The sequence below is a fragment of the Psychroserpens sp. genome (assembly GCF_045105015.1).
GTDB lineage: Bacteria > Bacteroidota > Bacteroidia > Flavobacteriales > Flavobacteriaceae > Psychroserpens.
On sequence record NZ_JBGCCX010000144.1, the window covers coordinates 1 to 20,196 of the forward strand.

Annotated in this window: 17 protein-coding genes and 1 tRNA gene; 13 read left to right on the forward strand and 5 right to left on the reverse strand. The window is 32.3% G+C overall.

Annotation, left to right across the window (positions count from 1 at the left end; all coding sequences use genetic code 11):
* Positions 1-21: 21 nt before the first annotated feature.
* Complete coding sequence (locus AB8B90_RS11050; protein ID WP_405336832.1) at positions 22-1,071, forward strand: CotH kinase family protein; 1,050 nt, start codon at positions 22-24, stop codon at positions 1,069-1,071.
* 141 nt (positions 1,072-1,212) lie between these two features.
* Here the strand turns inward: AB8B90_RS11050 and AB8B90_RS11055 are convergent.
* Positions 1,213-1,297, reverse strand: a tRNA-Ser gene (locus AB8B90_RS11055).
* A 176-nt stretch (positions 1,298-1,473) separates the two neighbouring features.
* Between AB8B90_RS11055 and AB8B90_RS11060 the strand changes: the two genes are divergently transcribed.
* From AB8B90_RS11060 to AB8B90_RS11115, 12 genes are all read left to right on the forward strand, one after another.
* Positions 1,474-2,103 (forward strand): NAD(P)H-dependent oxidoreductase, encoded by a 630-nt coding sequence (locus AB8B90_RS11060; RefSeq protein ID WP_405336834.1) that lies wholly within the window; start codon positions 1,474-1,476, stop codon positions 2,101-2,103.
* A gap of 68 nt (positions 2,104-2,171) precedes the next feature.
* On the forward strand, positions 2,172-2,594 hold the full coding sequence (locus AB8B90_RS11065) for a thioredoxin family protein (protein ID WP_405336836.1): 423 nt from the start codon (positions 2,172-2,174) through the stop codon (positions 2,592-2,594).
* A gap of 1 nt (position 2,595) precedes the next feature.
* Complete coding sequence (locus AB8B90_RS11070) at positions 2,596-3,789, forward strand: DegT/DnrJ/EryC1/StrS family aminotransferase (RefSeq protein ID WP_405336838.1); 1,194 nt, start codon at positions 2,596-2,598, stop codon at positions 3,787-3,789.
* A gap of 91 nt (positions 3,790-3,880) precedes the next feature.
* Positions 3,881-6,742 carry a response regulator gene (locus AB8B90_RS11075; RefSeq protein ID WP_405336840.1) on the forward strand — a complete coding sequence of 954 codons (2,862 nt, stop codon included), beginning with the start codon at positions 3,881-3,883 and terminating at the stop codon, positions 6,740-6,742.
* Positions 6,743-6,876: 134 nt separating this feature from the next.
* A complete protein-coding gene (locus AB8B90_RS11080) occupies positions 6,877-7,044 on the forward strand; it encodes a hypothetical protein (protein ID WP_405336842.1) in 168 nt (55 codons plus the stop codon).
* A 21-nt stretch (positions 7,045-7,065) separates the two neighbouring features.
* Positions 7,066-9,165: a tail fiber domain-containing protein gene (locus AB8B90_RS11085; protein WP_405336844.1), complete on the forward strand. Its 2,100-nt coding sequence runs from the start codon at positions 7,066-7,068 to the stop codon at positions 9,163-9,165.
* 12 nt (positions 9,166-9,177) lie between these two features.
* A complete protein-coding gene (locus tag AB8B90_RS11090) occupies positions 9,178-11,448 on the forward strand; it encodes a tail fiber domain-containing protein (RefSeq protein ID WP_405336846.1) in 2,271 nt (756 codons plus the stop codon).
* 10 nt (positions 11,449-11,458) lie between these two features.
* Entirely contained in the window at positions 11,459-12,433 is a 975-nt protein-coding gene (locus AB8B90_RS11095) for a hemagglutinin protein (protein ID WP_405336848.1), read from the forward strand.
* 12 nt (positions 12,434-12,445) lie between these two features.
* Positions 12,446-13,243, forward strand: a complete 798-nt coding sequence (locus AB8B90_RS11100; RefSeq protein WP_405336850.1) for a T9SS type A sorting domain-containing protein — start codon at positions 12,446-12,448, stop codon at positions 13,241-13,243.
* Between the two features lie 78 nt (positions 13,244-13,321).
* Complete coding sequence (locus tag AB8B90_RS11105; RefSeq protein ID WP_405336852.1) at positions 13,322-15,187, forward strand: hypothetical protein; 1,866 nt, start codon at positions 13,322-13,324, stop codon at positions 15,185-15,187.
* 71 nt (positions 15,188-15,258) lie between these two features.
* Positions 15,259-15,375, forward strand: coding sequence for a T9SS type A sorting domain-containing protein (locus AB8B90_RS11110; protein WP_405336854.1), 117 nt, complete (start codon positions 15,259-15,261; stop codon positions 15,373-15,375).
* A gap of 92 nt (positions 15,376-15,467) precedes the next feature.
* On the forward strand, positions 15,468-15,776 hold the full coding sequence (locus AB8B90_RS11115) for a hypothetical protein (RefSeq protein ID WP_405336856.1): 309 nt from the start codon (positions 15,468-15,470) through the stop codon (positions 15,774-15,776).
* 8 nt (positions 15,777-15,784) lie between these two features.
* On the opposite strand, the gene ribB is transcribed toward AB8B90_RS11115, so the two are convergent.
* The 4 genes from ribB to AB8B90_RS11135 form a co-directional block, all read right to left on the reverse strand.
* Complete coding sequence (gene ribB / locus AB8B90_RS11120) at positions 15,785-16,933, reverse strand: 3,4-dihydroxy-2-butanone-4-phosphate synthase (protein WP_405336858.1); 1,149 nt, start codon at positions 16,931-16,933, stop codon at positions 15,785-15,787.
* A 51-nt stretch (positions 16,934-16,984) separates the two neighbouring features.
* Complete coding sequence (locus AB8B90_RS11125) at positions 16,985-19,348, reverse strand: LptF/LptG family permease (RefSeq protein ID WP_405336860.1); 2,364 nt, start codon at positions 19,346-19,348, stop codon at positions 16,985-16,987.
* A 14-nt stretch (positions 19,349-19,362) separates the two neighbouring features.
* On the reverse strand, positions 19,363-19,995 hold the full coding sequence (locus tag AB8B90_RS11130; protein ID WP_405336862.1) for a LolA family protein: 633 nt from the start codon (positions 19,993-19,995) through the stop codon (positions 19,363-19,365).
* Positions 19,996-20,030: 35 nt separating this feature from the next.
* On the reverse strand, positions 20,031-20,196 hold a 166-nt coding region (locus AB8B90_RS11135; RefSeq protein WP_405336864.1), incomplete at its 5' end, for a DNA translocase FtsK.

The window sequence follows — 20,196 nt, forward strand, 5'->3', positions numbered from 1 at the left end:
GTGTGACTGGAGTTCAGACGTGTGCTCTTCCGATCTCGTGGTAATTTATCATTATCATTTCCTAAAAAGTCTTACGATATAGAATTTTGGAAAGATGATATTTCTAGAGAATCAAAAGATCTAAAATTCATGAGTATGAGGTCTGATGATGACTGGATTTTAGACGGACTATATGACGAGCCTTTAAAATTGCGATCTCATGTTGCTGCCCAATTATGGACAGATATTAATGAACCATATTATATTTTGAAAGCACCTAGAGCCAAAAGTGGTTTTAATTCAAACTTTGTAGAGTTGTTTAGAAATAATCAATACTTGGGAATTTATGCATTAACTGAGCAGGTTGATAGTAAATTGCTTAGGCTTGCTAAAAACGAAACTAGTGTTGTTCATGGTGAGTTATTTAAGGCAAATTCTTATAAAGGAGGACCAGCTTTTGAAAAAGCAGGTAAGTATAATAATCTTTTCCCTCATTATTTAGGTTTTAGAATGGAATATCCAATCATAGATTATAATTCTCATTGGAATAATTTATCAGAACTTCTTGATTTGATTGTTAATCAGTCTGATGACCTTTTTATTGATAAAATTGCGCAAGAATTTCTACTTTCTAACGCAGTAGATTACTTTATTTTTGCAAATTTATTACATGCCGGAGATAATTTGGGTAAAAACTATTACCTAGGTAAGTACGACTCAAACGAACCTTACTTTATCATTCCATGGGATTTAGATAGTACATTTGGAAATTCTCAAGATAAAATTCGACAGACCAATACTGATGAAATTTTAACTAATGGTCTATTTAAAAGATTACTATCATTAAATCCTAATGCTTACAAAGCAAAATTAAAATCTAGATGGCTATTTTTAAGAGAAAAAAAATTAACTAATTCAAATGTTATTGAGATGTTTGATGACCATTATAATAAATTCATCAATGAAAAAGTTTACGAACGTAATCTTAGTATTTGGCCAAAACGAAGATCTAATGAAAATGATTATGGATTTTTGATTCAGTGGGTTAACAGTAGATTGTCATTTCTTGACAAATATTTTGAATCGTTATAATTCATTTTATGATTATCATTATTTTTTAAAATTCATACTGCATAATAATAAAATTAGCTATTATTCATACTTTATATATCACTTTTAAAACTAAAAAAGCCTTGTAAATAATTGATTTACAAGGCTTTGTTTATAACTCAGCGGAGAAAGAGGGATTCGAACCCCCGGAGGTGTGACCCTCAACAGTTTTCAAGACTGCCGCATTCGACCACTCTGCCATTTCTCCTAGTGTGTCTCATTAGGTATTCCCTAAATGCGGATGCAAATATAGAACGCTTTTTTAACTCTTTCAAATAAAATCATAATATTTTTATCATAATTATACTCCAATTGATTTTATTAATGGAACTAATCTTTTAAATCCAATAAACAAGACTTAATTTTGTAAATAAATAAAATACAATGAGTACAATTAAAGCTTTAAAATGGCGATATGCAACAAAAAAGTTTGCCACTGATAAAATCTTAGCAAATGAAAAAATTGATATTATTAAAGAAGCCTTTAATCTTACAGCAACATCATTTGGTTTACAAACGTTAAAAATGTTCATTATTTCAGATAAAGATATAAGAGAACAATTAGTTAAACATTCATTTCAACAGCGACAAGTAGTTGATGCATCACATTTATTAGTACTGTGTATTCAAGATGATATTCTAGATTCTGATGTAGACAACTTATTTAATTCAGTATCTAATTTAAGACAAACACCGGAAAATATATTAGAACCATTCAGAAGGGATTTAAAAGTTATGATGCAAAGCATGACCAAAATAGAACGTCAGCAATGGTCCACAAAGCAAGCTTATATCGCTTTGGGGAATTTAATGACTGTTTGTGCTGTTGAAGGTATAGATGCATGCCCAATGGAAGGCTTTTTGCCTGAAAAATATAATGATATACTAAATTTGAAAGAGCGAAATTTGAAATCAGTATTATTGCTTCCAATTGGTTATCGAGCTGATGACGATCAATTTGCTACTTTTCGAAAAGTAAGAAAACCGATTAAAGATGCAGTTATCATTTTATAATTTTTACATTTCTTTTGAAGCACCTCACTAATACCTTATATTTGCTAAGCTCACTTAAATTTTTTTCTATGAAACATATCTTTATAATAATCCTCTTTACAATTACTGCCAACTTATCAGCTCAAATCAATAATCAAGATTGGTTGACAGATTACAAAGAAGCTTTAAAAACTTCCAATACAGAAAAAAATCCAGTTTTGGTTTTTGTAACAGATAATTCTTCAAACGAAATTATAAGTTTGCTTGAAAGTCAATTTTTTAATTCAGAAGATTTTAAAAAAATTAGTTCAAGTTTTGTCTTACTAAAGTTAAATGTTTCTTCTAACCCTTACCATAAACGACTAGCCTCTCATTATTCTAAGAGTGATGTTGTTCCGGCTTTAGTGTTAATTGATAAAAATGGTAATACTATTGATAAAGCTTTAACTCAAATCAATTCTAGCACAGTTTCTGAATTCTTATCATTTTTGAAGACTAAGACAAAATACTAATATGCCTGGATTTGAATTGTTTGGCGATTTAGAACGCAAAGAAGTTAATGACGTCTTAGATAATGGTGTCTTAATGAGATATGGTTTTGATGGCATGCGAAATGGTCATTGGAAGGCTAAGGAATTAGAAACAGAACTTCAAAACGCATTTAAGATTAGTCATGTACAATTAGTATCAAGTGGTACAGCTGCTGTAACTGTTGCACTTGCTTCTGCAGGTGTTGGAGCAGGAGATGAAGTTATTATGCCAACATTTACTTTTGTCGCTAGTTTTGAAGCTATAATGATGTTGGGAGCTATTCCAATTCTTGTAGATATTGATGATACACTTACATTAGATCCCAAAGCCGTTGAAGCTGCAATAACTCAAAAGACTAAAGCAGTCATGGTGGTTCAAATGTGTGGAAGTATGGGAAACATGAATGCACTCCAAGAAATCTGCACAAAAAACAATCTTCTTTTTATTGAAGATGCTTGTCAAGCGATAGGTGGCACTTATGAAGGAAAACCTCTAGGAAGTATAGCGGATTTAGGATGTTTTTCTTTCGATTTTGTAAAAACGATCACCTGTGGAGAAGGTGGAGCAGTTATTACTAACGATTCAGAATATTATAAGCATGCAGATCATTTCAGCGATCATGGTCATGATCATATTGGTAGCGATAGAGGAGCTGAAACACATCCATTTTTAGGATATAATTTCAGAATTTCTGAATTGCATGCAGCTGTTGGTTTAGCTCAAGTAAAACGTCTTCCAGAATTTATTGGTATTCAGAAGAAAAACTATACTATTTTAAGAGATGCATTGTCTCAAATCCCTGAAGTAACTTTTAGAAGAGTGCCTGAAGGTGGTGAAGAAAGTTATTCCTTTTTAAATTTCTTCTTACCAGATTTAGAAGTTGCTCGTAAAGTTTCAGAAGTTTTTAAAACCAATGGTATTGATGTCTGCTGGAATTACTTCGATAATAATTGGCATTATGTGCGTAAATGGCATCATCTTAAAGATGCGAAGTCATTATATCCGTTATCTTCTGAAATTAAAAATGAGTTAGCTAAATTGAATACAAAAGATTTTTCTCAATCTGATCACTTCATTGGAAGAAACATATCTTGTCTAATTAAATTGTCTTGGACAGAAGAGGAAGTTAAAAGACGTGCGCAATTAATGATTGACAGCATAAAATCTATTTTATGATATATGTAACATCTTTTGTTACAAAATCACCAGAATTAACAAATTCATATTCATAATATTGTATGCATTTAGATCAATCATCCTGCAGTTAATGAATTTGAAATCCCTAATACTTATCTTATTATTACCTTTTTGTTCTATTGGGCAAAATCAAAAAAACATTGATTCAGTTAATGAACTAATTGAGAAATCAAGAACATTTTTTAACAAAGGGCAGCACGATAGTACCTACTATTATGCAAAAAGAAGTTATGATTTAGCCAAAGAACTTAAGGCAGATTCATTGCAATTAGTAATTGTAAGTAGTTTGAGTCATTTTGAGCCTGATTTAGAAAAAGCAATAGCTTATCTAGAAGAGTCAGAGAGGCTTGCTATTAATACTAAACGATTTAAGTATTTAAAAAACATATACTACACTAGAAGTTCAATATATTATAACAGAACTAATGACGGTAGCGCACTTGTGCATGTGTTAAAGTTAGATTCTCTTTTTGAGGTTAGACAACTTGATATATTTATGGCAGCTATGACCAAAGTGAGAATCATCGAAATTTTAAATGAATCACATAGCGCTAGTGATTCTAGTTATTTTCCACAGATGTATAAAAATATTAACGATGGACTTCAACTTGTTGAAAGAGGTTTAAAAGTTAGCGAAGACAGTCTCAATTTTTATAATGCATGGTATCTTAATGTGCCAGCTGCAATTCTATACGAGAAAAAAGGGTACATTCATTTTCAAAGAAACGAACCTCTAAAGGCAATTGAAAATTATAGAAAAGCATTAAAAAATACGGTCTCTGCTGATACTGCTTTTAAAGAAAATCACCTTAGGAAATCGATGATTTATAATAGATTAGGGAATCTTTATAACAAAGAAAACCAGCAAGATTCTGCATTGTATTATTATAGAAAGGAGTTAGTGTCCATCAATAAAACGACAGATACTTTAAAAATGGCGATAGCCAATTACAAGATTGCTAAATACTACAATAACAATAGAAACTCCAAAAAAGCACTAAACCATATCAATAGATCTCAAAATTTATTAGAGATGGCTTACTTTGTTCGTGAGGAGCACAAATATAATATTCAAGATATTCTTGCTAGTGTGCATTTCGATCTCGGAAATTTTGAAAAAGCGTATCAAGCTTCTAAAGAGGCTAGAAAACATCTTATTAATATTCAAACAGAATTTAATAAAGAAAACATATCTGAATTAGAAACCAAATACCAAACCGAAAGGAAAGAACAAGAGATTAAATTACTGACTTCACAAAGGGAACTTGCTAATAAAGAAAAGCGTACTGAACGTATATTTTTGCTAGGTGGTCTTTTAATAACAGGAATTCTGGCATTTCTATTATTCTTATTATATAAAAACAGAAAGAAAACTTCAGATAAGCTACGTGAATTGGATGCAAAGAAATCTAAATTTTTTGCTAACATTTCTCATGAATTCCGAACACCATTAACATTGATTTCAAATCCTATTGATGTAGCAATTGAAGATACAACGCTATCGCCTGAAACAAGAAAACAATTTAAAATAGCCAAGCGAAACTCAGATCGATTATTAGATTTAGTGAATCAATTACTCGATTTGTCTAAAATAGATGCAGGAGAATTAAAGCTTCAGATTCAAGAAGCTAAACTTTTACGGTTTATTGCAGTTTTAACAGATTCCTTTTCGTTTAGTGCGAAGCAAAAGGATATAAGTTATATAATTGAAGGTAAAACTTCAGATTTAAACTATTTTTTCGATGAGGATGCTATTGAAAAAATCGCCACCAATTTAATTGCTAATGCCATTAAATTCACAACTATGAAAGAGAAGATTTTAGTAGATTTTAAAGTTGATAATGAGCGTTTATTTTTTGAAGTAAAAAATTCCGGATCATCAATATCTAAAGCTGAAGTTTCCGAATTATTTGAACGGTTTTATCAAACCAGTGAAGATCATACAGGTTCGGGTATCGGTTTGGCACTTGTAAAAGAATTAGTTGAATTACACAAAGGGACAATACATGTAAATAATTCTGAAGATGGATGGTTGTGTTTTTCTGTGATGCTTCCTGTTGATAAAAATTCGTTTCAATCAGAAAACTTTATTGAAGCGACTAATAACGAATATAAAAATGTTGTTGATAGTTTACCTATAAGTAATGATATAGAAGATGAAGACGAAATTCTTCAGAATAAACTACCAATACTTTTAGTTGTAGAAGATAATAGAGATATTCGAAACTTGTTAAAACAAGAGTTTACGGATTCTTATGCAATTATTTCTGCCTCAAATGGTGAAGAAGGCATAGAGATGGCACTTGATACTATTCCAGATATTATTATATCAGATATCATGATGCCTATAAAAGACGGAATTGCCTTAACTCAGCAATTAAAAACGGATGAACGTACAAGTCATATTCCAATTATCTTACTTACTGCAAAAGCAGGAGATCAAAATGAATTACTAGGTATTGAAGTGGGAGCAGATGATTATATTACCAAACCCTTTAATTCAAAAATTCTAAAAACTAAAGTAAAAAAACTCACCGAAACTAGGCGCCTATTACAAGAACGTTACAGTCAAGAATTGGTGTTATTACCAAAAGACGTTTCTATTACAAATGTAGATGAACAGTTTTTAGAACGATTGCAAAATGTTCTCGATGCTAATTTAGTTGAACCTTCATTTAGTGCCAGTAGTTTTAGTGTAGACATAGGGATGAGCAGAATGCAACTACATAGAAAATTAAAAGCGCTAACTGGTCTAACAACATCTGAGTTTATTCGTTCTCAGCGATTAAAATTAGCAGCAAAACTGTTAAAAGAATCTGATGCCAATATTTCTCAAATTGGGTATAGTGTAGGATTTAATGATCACACCTATTTCAGTAAATGCTTTAAAGAGTTTTACAATTGCACACCTTCAGAATACGCTAAAAAATAATTCTATTCCTCAATAAAAGTAGCCTGTTCATGCATATATAGCTTATATGTTACAATAGTTTCACGACCTGTTACAAAATTCACAGTACTCTCTTTTATAGTCCATTACTTTTATCATGAATTTAAAGCATTGACATGCTTGAACCTATTCGTGTGAAAAAGAAATCTTACATAGGATCAATTGAAAAGTTTCAAGAAAAGCAAATTCTTATTAATGTCAATCATTTAGAAAAAGGGCATTACAAGTTAAAGATTGTTAATAATAATAAGATCATTAAAAGCACACACTTTAGTAAAGAATAAAATCACATAAAATCAACGATTATGAAAAAGCACATAACATTATTTATTATTCTATTTGTTGTAATCTCAAGTTTTGCGCAACAAGGCATTAACTACAAAGCACTTATAAAAGATGATTTGGGTAATGTGCTTGCCAATGATCTTATTATTGTTCAATTTCAAATTTTGCAAGGCGAAGGCATGACCAATGTATATCAAGAGACCCATACACCAACTACAGATGCTAACGGAATTGTTATTGTTAATATAGGAGAAGGGTCTGTTAATTCTGGTATTTATAATGATATTGATTGGGCAGTTGAGGAACATTTTTTAAATGTGCAAATTAATACAGGAGGTGGATTGATAGATATGGGAACCACGCAGTTTATGGCTGTACCTTATGCTAAACATGCAACAACAGCTGATAATGTTTTTAGTGGAGATTATAATGATTTAACAAACCAGCCAACTACATTGCCAACTGGTTTAGAAAAGATTACAGAAAATAATGGGAATATTGATAGATCAGGATGGAGACTAATAGGCGTCGATCCAGAAAACTATGGTCCTATAGGACAAGATGCTCTTGACTTAAGTTCAAATATAGTAACTATTGAGGGAAGAGTTTTTGGAGCCATTGGTGATAATTCAATTGCATTTGGAACTCAAACTAATTCTTCTGGGTTTGGATCAATTGCTACAGGAGTAGCAACAGAAGCTTTAGGAGATGTCACAACAACAATGGGTTATGGTACAATTACGTCTGAATTGGCTTCTATGGCGGTTGGCAATTCTAATATAGATATTTCTACAGGATTATTTATAGTAGGTAATGGTGAATTTAATGGTGGATCACCAATAAGAAGCAATGCTTTAGAGGTTTATAAAAATGGCACTATAACTGCACCAAGTTTTGACCTTTCAGAAATAACAGATGATAAAGCATTAATAACAAAAGAATATGCAGATGTAAACCTAGGAAGTTCTGGTTTAGAACAAATTACAGAAGGTGGTAATACAGGTTGGCGATTGATTGGTTCAGATGCAAGTAATTATGCTGATATTGGTGAGAATGCTATCGACTTAAGTTATAACGATGATAGTGGATTTCAAGCTGGAGCTACAGGTGATGTTTCAACAGCGATGGGATTGTATATTATTGCCTCTGGTAATTATTCAACAGCAATGGGACACTCAACAAATGCATCTGGAGATTATTCTACCGCAATGGGATTCGCAACAAATGCATCTGGTGATTTTTCAATAGCAATGGGAAGAGGTACACTGCCATCTGGAGATTATTCTACTGCTATAGGAGAGGCTACAATAGCATCTGGAAATCATTCTATTGCCATGGGATACTCAACAACTGCTTCTGGAGATTATTCAACAGTAATGGGAATTCACACCAATGCAGAATCATACGCATCATTAGCAATTGGGCGATATAATATTGGTGGAGGTTCTGATATTGCTTGGTCAGATTCTAATCCTTTATTTGAAATTGGTAATGGTTTTAACGATGCTAATAGAAATAACGCTTTAACGGTATTAAAAAATGGAAAAACAGGAATTGGTATAGCTACACCTTCTAGTTTACTCGAAGTTGCCCATAAAAATGGTTCACCAGAAGCAGAATCATTTAGTGTTTTAAATACAGATACTAACAATTCTTGGCAATTTCACACAACTAGTTACCTCAATCTATATAGAAATGGAGTTTTTAAAGGGTCCTGGAATGCAACAAGTGGTGCTTATGTGCAAGCTTCAGACAGGCGCGTTAAAAAAGATATCATTCCTTTAGATAATGGTACACTCAACAAAGTGATGCAACTTAATCCAGTAAGCTATCTTATGAAAGACCAAACAGACAGCAAACGCAACTTAGGGTTAATATCTCAGGAAGTTAAAGAACTATTTCCAAGTATTACGCATTATGTAAAAGACTCTGATTTGTTAGCCTTGTCATACACGGAACTTATACCAATATTAATAAAAGCATTACAAGAGCAGCAAGAAATTATTGATGGGCAACAAATTACTATTGAATCTCAAAAAGCAAAAGATAAAATTCAAGATAAATCTATAGAAGCTTTGGTAGCAAGATTAAATCTTATAGAATCAAATTCTAGTAATTAAAAAGCAAATACAATGAAAAATATATTCATATTAATCGTTATTACTTTTATATCTATATCTAACTTTGCCCAACAAGGCATCAACTACAAAGCTTTAATTAAAGATGATTTTGGGAATATTGTTACTGACCAATCTATTGGTTTACAGTTTCAAATACGTGAGGCCTCAGCCAGCGGCACTACAGTTTATACTGAAGAGCACACGCCAACAACAAACGCCAATGGCATTATGGTTGTAAATATTGGTAATGGCATCACCAGTAATTCATTTAGTTCTATTGATTGGAGTAGCAATACCCATTGGCTTAATGTACAAATTGATTTAACAGGCGGTACTAATTATACTGATTTGAGCACCACACAATTTATGGCTGTTCCTTATGCTAAACATGCAGAATTTGCTAATAATGTAAGCACAGAAATAGATGATTTATCAGATGGTAGAACTGATGCTAATGGTTCTTCTTTATTTATAGGAGTTAATGCAGGCTTAAACAATGATGGGACAATTGAAAATGTTGGCGTTGGCTATCAAGCACTTTATAATAACACTACAGGAACTGGCAACACCGCGAATGGTAATAGTGCACTTTATTCAAACACCACAGGAATTGGTAACACCGCAAATGGTAGTCTAGCACTTCTTTCTAACAGCACAGGACAAAGTAACACCGCAAATGGTAGAGCAGCACTTTATTCCAACACTACGGGACAAAGTAACACCGCAAATGGTAGAGCAGCACTTTATTCTAACACTACAGGAATTGGTAACACCGCAAATGGTAGAGACGCACTTTATAATAACACCACAGGGAATTATAACACGGCAAATGGTTATCGTGCACTTTCTTCAAACACCACAGGAGAAAGTAATACTGCAAACGGTAGAGATGCACTTTTTTTTAACACCACAGGAAAAAGTAACACCGCAAATGGTAGAAGTTCACTTTATTCTAACACGACAGGAGATAATAATACCGCAAATGGCTCAAACGCACTTTATTTTAACACTATAGGATATAATAACACCGCAAATGGTAGAGCAGCACTTTATTCTAATACGACAGGAGATAATAATACCGCAAGTGGCTTAAACGCACTTTATTTTAACACTACAGGATATAATAACACCGCAAATGGTTCAAACGCACTTTTTTCTAACACGACAGGAGAAAGTAATACCGGAATTGGTACAAACGCACTTTCTTCTAACACCACAGGAGACAATAACACCGCAAATGGCAATGTAGCACTTTATTCTAACACCACAGGATATTCCAACACGGCAAATGGACAAGAAGCACTTTATTTTAACACCACAGGACATTCTAATACCGCAAATGGTAGAGGCGCACTTTATTTTAACACTACAGGATATTGGAACACTGCAAATGGTAGAGACGCACTTTATTCTAACACTACAGGATTTGTTAACACTGCAAATGGTAGAAGGGCGCTTTATTACAACACCGCTGGATATAATAACACCGCAGATGGTGGAAGCGCACTTTCTTCAAACACCACTGGAAATAATAACACCGCAAATGGTGCAATTGCACTTTCTAATAATACAGTTGGAAATAATAACACTGCAAATGGCCATTCCGCATTATATGTAAACACTACAGGGCTAAGAAACACGGCAAGTGGATATCGTGCATTATACGAAAATAATGGAAATCAAAATACCGCCATTGGTCAGGACGCCTTATACTCAAATACGACAGGTTACAACAATACGGCAAGTGGGTATCAAGCACTTTCTTCAAACACCACAGGTTTCAATAATACGGCTATAGGGTACAATGCACAAGTAAGTAGTACTAATGCCAGTAACCAAGTACGAATAGGTAATACAGCTATAACTAATGCAAGTGTACAAGTGGCATGGACGTTTACTTCAGACAAACGTTGGAAAGAAAACATACGCAAATTACCATATGGTTTAGATATGGTAATGCAATTACAACCTGTTGACTACACACGTAAAAACAATACAAATAAAACAAGAGAAATGGGTTTTATTGCGCAAGACTTAGAAGCATTACTTGCTAAAATTGGTTATGCAGACCAAGGCTTTTTAACCAAAGATGATCAAGGTTATTTAAGCGTACGTTATAACGATCTTATTGCTTTACTAACTAAAGCTATTCAAGAGCAGCAAGTCATTATAGAAACTCAAAATTCTAAAATAGAGACATTATCAACAGATAATTCGTCTTTAAAAAACACAGTCAATACTCTTATCTCGCGAGTAGACAAAATAGAAGCGAATAATCGATAAAATCAAAATTATGAAAATCATTAAATTAGTTTTAATACTCAATTTTTTAGGATACTATGGTTATAGTCAATCTATAGAAAAATTCAGCATAGACTCTGGAGGCGCTTCAACTTCTGCTAATGGAATCGAAATCTTCTATACCATTGGAGAGGTTAATGTTCAAGAAATCACAACGCCCAACTTTTCTGTTTCTGAAGGGTTTGTAAATTCTAGTTTCAGAATTAAAGTGAATCCTATAGTGTATCTACAAGGACCAATTTTAAATCCAGATACAGATGGACTTATGAATGATGATTTGCGAGCTGCTGCCCTTATTCCAACGACAAGTCCATATGCAGATAATGCCATTTGTAATGCTTCTGTATTTTCAATAACAGGTAACGATGCCATTGTTGATTGGGTTTGGGTAGAAGTGCGTGACAGCAATGATAATTCAAAATTACTTAATGGCAAATCAGCACTCTTGCAACGCGATGGTGATGTAGTAGGAACAGATGGTGTATCAACTTTAACCATGGATGCGCCACCAAAAGATCATTTTGTCGTTATTAAACATCGAAATCATTTAGGTGTGATGAGCCAATTTTCAATAGTATTAAATGAAGATACCACAACTATAGTAGACTTTACAGATAGCACTTTTAATACCTATGGAAGTAACGCTCAAGTTCAATTAGTATCCAATGATATGGCACTTTGGTCAGGAGATACAAATAATAATAACAGCATTGTGTTTTCAGGAAGTGCTAATGATGTTAATATTATTAAGGATTATATTCTAGCAGATTTATCAAATTTTTTGAACTTCATTACCTTTTCATCTACAGGTTATTTAAATGAAGATTTAGATTTAAATGGCGTCGCTCGATTTTCAGGGTCTCCAAATGACAGTAATATTATAAAAGATAACATACTTAGTCATCCAGCAAATTTTTTAAACCTATCGACTTTTACAATAAACACAACAGTACCAACACAAAATTAAATCAATTAAATTATGAAACAGAATTACAGTTTAGTTATCGCATTTTTTATCTCTTTTGTTATGTTCTCACAAACGTATCAATTTGGAATAGTACACAACAGTGATTATAATTTTTCAATTGTTGCAATACCTGATTTTGATGCAACAAATACAGATGTTTCAGACATAGGCTTTGCTTTGATGCTGCCAACAGGAAGTTCTGATATAATTAATATCTCTCAATTTAATGGTCGTAATTGGACACTTACCGAAGTTACTGCAGCACAACTTACTACTTTTGGTTTAGGAGACGGAACTCGCGATGGTTTTGTTATGAATTTACCACCAGGACAAACCATTTTTTCACATTCAAATAATGTTCCGTTTGTATTGGTCACTTTTGATGTAAGTAATATGCCAACAACAGGGGAATTAGAATTGTTAAGTAATACAGATCCAATTTCATTAGGGTTAGGTGGAGCAGTTGATAGTTTTTATAATTCTAATATTGACAATTCATCAACACAAGATTATTTTGACAGTTTAGCATTAGGAATGGAAACCTTTATGTTTGATACTTTAGGAGTTGAAGCTTTTGAGATATCAACTTCTAATTTTAATGTGTATCCTAATCCAACAGAGAATTATGTGACAGTTGATAGCAATGAGCTAGTAAAATATATAGAGTTATTTAATCTTCTTGGTGAATTAATTATTAAAGAATCCAACAAAAACATTATTAATCTTAGTCATTTATCTAATGGAGTTTATCTTCTGAAAGTTCTTTCCAAGGATGGAAGAGAAGTAACTAAAAAGATTATTAAACACTAGTTTTTCTTTAGTAATACTCTAATAAAATGTAAGACTTTATTTTAAAACACATTTAATCAATAATAATCATTTATGATTATGAAAAAACTGACAGTCATTATTGTATTTAATTTGTTCACTTTTGCATTTCAAGCACAAGTAGGTGTTGGAACAACAGATCCTCAAGCACAATTAGATATACGATCATCAAATCAAGCTGCTCCAATAAGCACAGATGGTATACTTATCCCAAAAGTAGATGTATTCCCTACTGGAGTTAATGCAGATCAAAATGCAATGCTCATTTATCTGACAGCTACTGTTGGCACTAATGTACCTGGATTTTACTATTATAATCATGGAACAGGCTGGTTACCAATTGGTAATGGAGCAAGAACAATTGATGATTTAATAGATGGTAAAAGTGATAGTGATGGCTCGTCTGTTTTTTTAGGTATTGAAGCAGGCCTTAATGATGATAGTTCCGATAATCATAATGTAGGGATTGGATATCAAACTCTTCGTTCAAATATTATAGGTAGTGAAAATACTGCAAATGGATATCAAACTTTATTTTTAAATACAACAGGATCTCTAAATGTGGCAACAGGGTACAGAGCTTTATACCGGAATACTGAAGGAGATTATAATACAGCAACTGGGTATAGGGCTTTACGCTACAATACAGAAGGAAATGGTAATGTAGCAACAGGATATCAATCTTTATATAGTAACACAATAGGAAACTCTAATATTGCAACAGGAAATAATAGTTTACATGATAATACTGAAGGAAATTATAATATTGCCTTTGGAACTAGAGCTTTAGGAGATAATTTAACTGGAAGCGTAAATACAGCTATAGGTTATTTTGCTTTAAATTTAAATACTGAAGGAAATTCTAATATTGCTATTGGAACTCGGAGTTTATATTCAAATGATACGGGAGCTTATAATGTAGGTTATGGTTATGAATCATTATACAATAACACAACTGGATCTTATAATGTCGCTTTAGGTCATCGTGCAGGTTATAATGAAACAAATTCTAATAGGTTATATATAGAAAACAGTAGTTCAGCTTCACCATTAATATATGGTGAATTCGATACTGATCTTTTAAGAATAAACGGCACTTTAGATATCAATAACGCATATCAATTCCCTACAGCTGATGGTGCGATAAATCAAGTCATGCAAACAGATGGTGCAGGAAACATTACTTGGACAAACCCATTCGCCTATGAAATAAATAATTTAACAGATGCAAAGTCAGATAATGATGGTTCAGAAAATGGTTCATCTATTTTTTTAGGTATTGGAGCTGGTAGTAATGACGATAGTTCAGACAATCGAAATGTAGGAATTGGATATCAGTCTCTTAATTCAACAGATATAGGTGATAATAATGTAGCTTATGGTTATCAATCTTTAGTTAGTAACTCAACTGGATCTAATAACATCGCAATTGGGTATGAAACTCTAAATAATAACATAACAGGATCTAGTAATATCGCCATTGGTTTTCAAGCAGGTTATAATGAAACAGGGTCTAATAGATTATATATAGATAATTCAGGTACAAATAACGCTCTTATTTATGGAGAATTTGATACGGACTTAGTGCGCGTCAATGGCACTTTAGATGTTACAGATGAAATTAATAGAGAAGCAACAGGAAATGCTAACATCGTTCCCATTGCTTATGGTACTGTTGAGTCTAATGGAAACGTTTTAAGTGGTACAGGAAATTTTACAGCTAGTATCACTAGTGGTATAATTAGTATTAGCGTTAACACTGTTACATTAAATGTAGCTAATACCTCGTGTTTGATTACACCTTATTCTACTGCTTTTAGAACATCAAGTATTGTTATTAGTGGAGGAGATTTAGATGTCCGCATATTTAATAGTTCTGGTAGTTTAACTCCAACAACCTTTCAATTTACTATTTATAAGTTATAGAGTTCTTTATAGGCAACTTAATCTTATTATAGATTTAGTTGAAGTGTTTGGTGTTTTAGGGGAAGCAAGTATTGACTAAAACTAAATGTGCTAAACAATTAGATGTGTCAAATCTAAGGACAGGTGTGTATCTTATCAAATTACAATCAGGAGACTCAACTGTTACTCAAAAAACAATTATTAAGTAATTTATTTGTTTTGTAATTTTTCGAAAGTGCAAATTATAATTAACTTTATAACAATAAGTTAACTGTCGTTTAATGCTTCAAAATTAAATTTTATGGAATTTGAAATAAAAAAATATGTGATATCTCATATGTCAAATCATGGAAATACCAGACATTTTATTAAACTTTATGATGAAAATGAACATAGAGGAATATTGAGGTTTATTGATAATGGAACAACACTTCCTGAGCCAACCATGAATAGAAGAGGCTACATAACCTTAAATTATTATCAAGAAGAATTTATCAATGTAATTAACACTTTAAGATATGAAAAGCCTTTATACTGCCATTTTCTTGACCATGATGTAAACCATGGTTTTATTTCAACATCAAGAGAAGACGTAGGTGACGAAGAATAGTATAGTGATTAATAACCCACATAATCCACAATTTCTAAACCATAGCCAATCATACCAACGCGTTTTGTTTGTTGACTGTTTGAAATTAATTTGAGTTTGTGAATGTTGAGGTCGTGTAATATTTGAGCGCCAATACCAAAATCTTTACTGTCCATGTCAATTCTTGGAGCCTTAGTGACTTTTCCTTCAACTTGAGTGTCTTTTAAAAGGTTTAGGCGTTTCAACAAATTCATAGATTGTGATTGCTGATTAATAAATACAATTGCGCCTTTTCCCTCAGTATTAATAACTCTAAACATGTCATCTAATTTTTCATCAGCATTGTTAGTTAGGGTTCCTAAAATATCATTGTTGACTAAAGTAGCATTTACACGAGTGAGTACGTGTTCGTTTTTAGACCATTCACCTTTTGTTAAAGCTATATGTATTTGATTGTTAGTTGTTTGTTGGTATGCTCTTAAACGAAAACTTCCAAAACGAGTTTCGATATTAAAATCTTCTTTTTTCTCAATTAATGAGTCGTGTTCCATTCGATATGCTACTAAATCTTCTATCGAAACGATTTTTAAATCAAACTTTTTTGCAACCTCTAAAAGTTGAGGTAAACGTGCCATCGTTCCATCTTCATTCATGATTTCAACAATAACACCAGCTGGTTCTAGACCTGCTAATCTAGCAAAATCTATAGCAGCTTCAGTATGCCCTGTTCGTCTTAAAACACCTCCATCTTTAGCTACCAATGGGAAAATATGACCAGGTCTAGCTAACTCAAATGGTTTCATTGCTGGGTCAATAAGCGCTTTAACGGTCTTGGCTCTATCGCTAGCAGAAATACCAGTAGTTACACCATTTCCTCTTAAATCAACTGAAACAGTAAATGCTGTTTCCATAGGATCGGTATTATTATTTACCATCATGTGCAGATCGAGTTCTTTGCATCGTGTTTCTGTTAGCGGAGCGCAAATAAGTCCACGACCATGTGTTGCCATAAAATTTATGGTTTCTGGTGTGATTTTACTAGATGCTGCTAAGAAATCGCCTTCATTCTCTCTGTTTTCATCGTCTACAACAATGATGATTTTACCATTGCTAATGTCTTCTATAGCTTCAGATATGGTATTCAGTTCTATTTTTGTTGAATTTGTGGTATTTGTCATTGTTGTAAGCATAATGATAAATTAGAATTACAAAGATATGGCTTATTTTTTCTATGCTGAAAAGTCTTCAGATATTTTATTTCGCCTTTTAAAATGTACCAGTGGATATATTATAAATCCTAGTAAAGTCCAAGTAGTATGACGTTTTAACGTATGGTTAATTAATGAATATATTTTTTTGAAACTTATACTTGATGCTAGCGCATATAGTATGAATAGCAGTCCAGAAATAACAGATAACTCAATAGAAGCACTTTTGGCAGCAGGCAATTCATTATTATTAAAAACAAAGTATAATATCAATAGCACAATTCCTAAAACAAAGAAGATAAAAGCAAATTTTGAATAGACCTTATAGTCTTCAAGCTTAGTTTTTAAACCTTTAATGTCTGATGCTTTTATGATTTTTGAAGTACTTTCAATTGAATTGTCTTCTGTTGTAGTTGTCTTTAGATCTTCGTTAATTTTTTTCTTCTGAAAAAAGTAAAATACAAAGTATAGTGGTAATCCAAATAAAATAAAAATCAAGCCATTTGAAATATTGTTCTTTCCTAGTTGCTTGTTTAGATTTGAGCTATCCACGAATGATTTGATAAGAGCGAACAAATAAAGTACACCAATAATAATTCCACTAACAAAAAGGATTTGACCAATAGAAGGGAAGCCGTTGTTTTTTAATATGGAACCCGGAAGAATTAAAAGTAAAGTGATTGCATAAAGTGCAAATGCTAATTTTGAATTTTCTTCATATAAATACTTTAATCTCAATGCTTCTTCATAAGAATAATCGGTTAAATTTCCAGAAAACTTTAGTTGTTGTTGCGTGATACCTCTTGATTCTAATACGTTTAATGATGAATTTTTATATTCAATACCATAATTGTATTGTCTGTAATGCTTTACGATATCTATTAATTTATTATCGTCATATTGTTCTAAATTTTGGTAATCTTCAGAATTAACATCTAAAACATTAGTGCTAAACACAAGGGTTTTACTTTTGATACCAAATAATTTTTTTAAAGGATCGAGTAGTCCTTCAGACTCAAATAACTGCCTGTCTTTTGTAGCTCTTCTTGTTAGGTAGATGCTTAATGGCAACATGATTAATGTTGATAGCCAAGTAGCAAACATTGGATTTAAAGTGCCGTCTAAAGAGCTGTTTTTAGCAAATATTCCAATAAAATGATAAGTCAAAAATAGTAGGATAGCAATAACAAGAGGTAGACCAATTCCACCTTTACGAATTAAAGCTCCAAGAGGTGCTCCAACAAAAAAGAGGATGATACATGCTAAGCCTAAAATGTATTTTTCATGAAGTGATATGACGTGTTTGCTTAACCATTTTGTAGCTCCTGCCATATTTTTTTTGTTGGCATATATGATTTGTTTAGAGCTTGTAGCAGTATTTGATGCTAGATTTAGTATTTGTACTCTAGATTTATTTTTGAATAAACTAAAAATGTCGCCCTCAAAGATAGAGTCCTTTTTTATTTTAATGTTCTGATTTAAACTTTCAAACGTAGAGCGCAGATATAGTGTTTCTGAAAAAGATTTTAACTGATTAGATTGTTTTGTGTATAAACTGTCAATCGTATAGGTAAGGCTACTTACATCTAACATATTATAACGATTGTCGTAACTTTTGTCATCGATATCTACATCATTAAGCCCTTCTAAATCAACATTGATTGTATATTCTTCAAAGTAACTTTTTGCATAAGGTTTTTTTGCCCGTTGTTTAGGGTTTTTATTAAATATTTCCTCATAATAGTGTCCGTCAAATAATACCAGTTGTAAGATGTTTGAATTCGGATTACTTTTTAATTCACCAGATTCAGAAATGATTACTGTTGAATTTCCTGCACGACGAAGTCCTTTTTTATGAATTACTACCTTCTTTAGGAACTGACCTTTATCTCCACTTTTCTTTTCAACTTTAATATTGTAATCTCCAATGTCATTAAATTGACCTTCAGCGATTGCCATTGCAGGCTGAACTTTAGCAATATTTTTTCTTAAGTTGTAGAAGTTGTAATTTGCCCAAGGGATTACATTGTTAGAGAAAATAAAACATCCTACGCCTAATATTACAATAAAAACACTAAGACTTCGCATGGCGCGTTGAAGCGAAATACCTGTTGATTTCATAGCTGCAAATTCATAATTTTCAGCAAATTGTCCGAAAACCATAATAGAAGCAAGAAGAACAGTAAGTGGTAATATTAATGGAATAAGTGTAGGCGTAACATATAGTAAGAATTTTAAAATAACACCAACAGCTAAGTCCTTGCCAGCTAATTCGGATATATAAAGCCAAATTGACTGTAAAACAAAAATGAGCATGAGTATAATAAACACGCTCAAAAAAGTTTTTAAGTAGGTCGTTAATATGTACCTATCTAGTATTTTCATTGATGGTTGTTCGCCTAGTCGAGTCTATTAATGTAATAGTCTCCATATTTACTTTTGTCAAATGTAAATAAGGTTTTTGAGATCGGCTCGTTCGTTTTAAAAGAATTAACAGTTAAGGTCGTTTTAGCTCCATTTTTACCGATTTCAATTAAATTATATATATGTTTTGTATTGGCATCAATACCAAGTAGCACTTGTTTTATTTCTGAATTGGTGTCTATTGGGTTTAGTTTTACGAATTGTATTTTTCTTCCTTTAACGTTCTGAACAATGTCCATCTCGTAAGTATAGCCTTCTTTATAAAAGGATAACATTTTACTGGGCGTAATTGTAAATTCATCTTCTGTGTTGTCTGTAGAAATTGTGACTTCTTCATCTTCAGGACTAATAGTATAAAGGGAAGTGCCATCAAACATTTGAGTAATCCCTAAAAAATTTAATACATAATTATCACCTTGGATAATAACATCGCCTCGAGTTTCCTGATTAATGTTTTCGCTGTTGTTTTGAAGTACATATTTAAAATCAATAGAAATGTTCTCGTATGATTTAGTTTTATTGTACACTTCATTGAGTAAGGTTTCTGCGTCTTGTGAAAACCCGAATGAACTTATTAAAGCGGCTAATACTAATACAATTTGTCTCATCTTCTAATACTGTTTGTTCTATACTTTTTTAATTATTATTCGTTTTCTAATAATTGGTCGAGAGCTACTAAATCAGGAACAAGAACTTGTCTGGCTTTACTTCCTTCAAATCCTCCAACGATACCTGCTGCTTCTAATTGGTCAATCAATCGTCCAGCTCTGTTATATCCTAATTTTAATTTTCTTTGCAATAAAGACGCA

Excerpts from the sequence above, each read along its gene's own strand:
- AB8B90_RS11085 (WP_405336844.1), top strand. The coding sequence starts at position 7,066 with ATGAAAAAGCACATAACATTATTTATTATTCTATTTGTTGTAATCTCA.
- AB8B90_RS11075 (WP_405336840.1), top strand. The coding sequence starts at position 3,881 with ATGAATTTGAAATCCCTAATACTTATCTTATTATTACCTTTTTGTTCT.
- AB8B90_RS11080 (WP_405336842.1), top strand. The coding sequence starts at position 6,877 with ATGCTTGAACCTATTCGTGTGAAAAAGAAATCTTACATAGGATCAATT.
- AB8B90_RS11060 (WP_405336834.1), top strand. The coding sequence starts at position 1,474 with ATGAGTACAATTAAAGCTTTAAAATGGCGATATGCAACAAAAAAGTTT.
- AB8B90_RS11095 (WP_405336848.1), top strand. The coding sequence starts at position 11,459 with ATGAAAATCATTAAATTAGTTTTAATACTCAATTTTTTAGGATACTAT.
- AB8B90_RS11065 (WP_405336836.1), top strand. The coding sequence starts at position 2,172 with ATGAAACATATCTTTATAATAATCCTCTTTACAATTACTGCCAACTTA.
- AB8B90_RS11100 (WP_405336850.1), top strand. The coding sequence starts at position 12,446 with ATGAAACAGAATTACAGTTTAGTTATCGCATTTTTTATCTCTTTTGTT.
- AB8B90_RS11090 (WP_405336846.1), top strand. The coding sequence starts at position 9,178 with ATGAAAAATATATTCATATTAATCGTTATTACTTTTATATCTATATCT.
- AB8B90_RS11115 (WP_405336856.1), top strand. The coding sequence starts at position 15,468 with ATGGAATTTGAAATAAAAAAATATGTGATATCTCATATGTCAAATCAT.
- AB8B90_RS11070 (WP_405336838.1), top strand. The coding sequence starts at position 2,596 with ATGCCTGGATTTGAATTGTTTGGCGATTTAGAACGCAAAGAAGTTAAT.
- ribB (WP_405336858.1), bottom strand. The coding sequence starts at position 16,933 with ATGACAAATACCACAAATTCAACAAAAATAGAACTGAATACCATATCT.
- AB8B90_RS11130 (WP_405336862.1), bottom strand. The coding sequence starts at position 19,995 with ATGAGACAAATTGTATTAGTATTAGCCGCTTTAATAAGTTCATTCGGG.
- AB8B90_RS11105 (WP_405336852.1), top strand. The coding sequence starts at position 13,322 with ATGAAAAAACTGACAGTCATTATTGTATTTAATTTGTTCACTTTTGCA.
- AB8B90_RS11125 (WP_405336860.1), bottom strand. The coding sequence starts at position 19,348 with ATGAAAATACTAGATAGGTACATATTAACGACCTACTTAAAAACTTTT.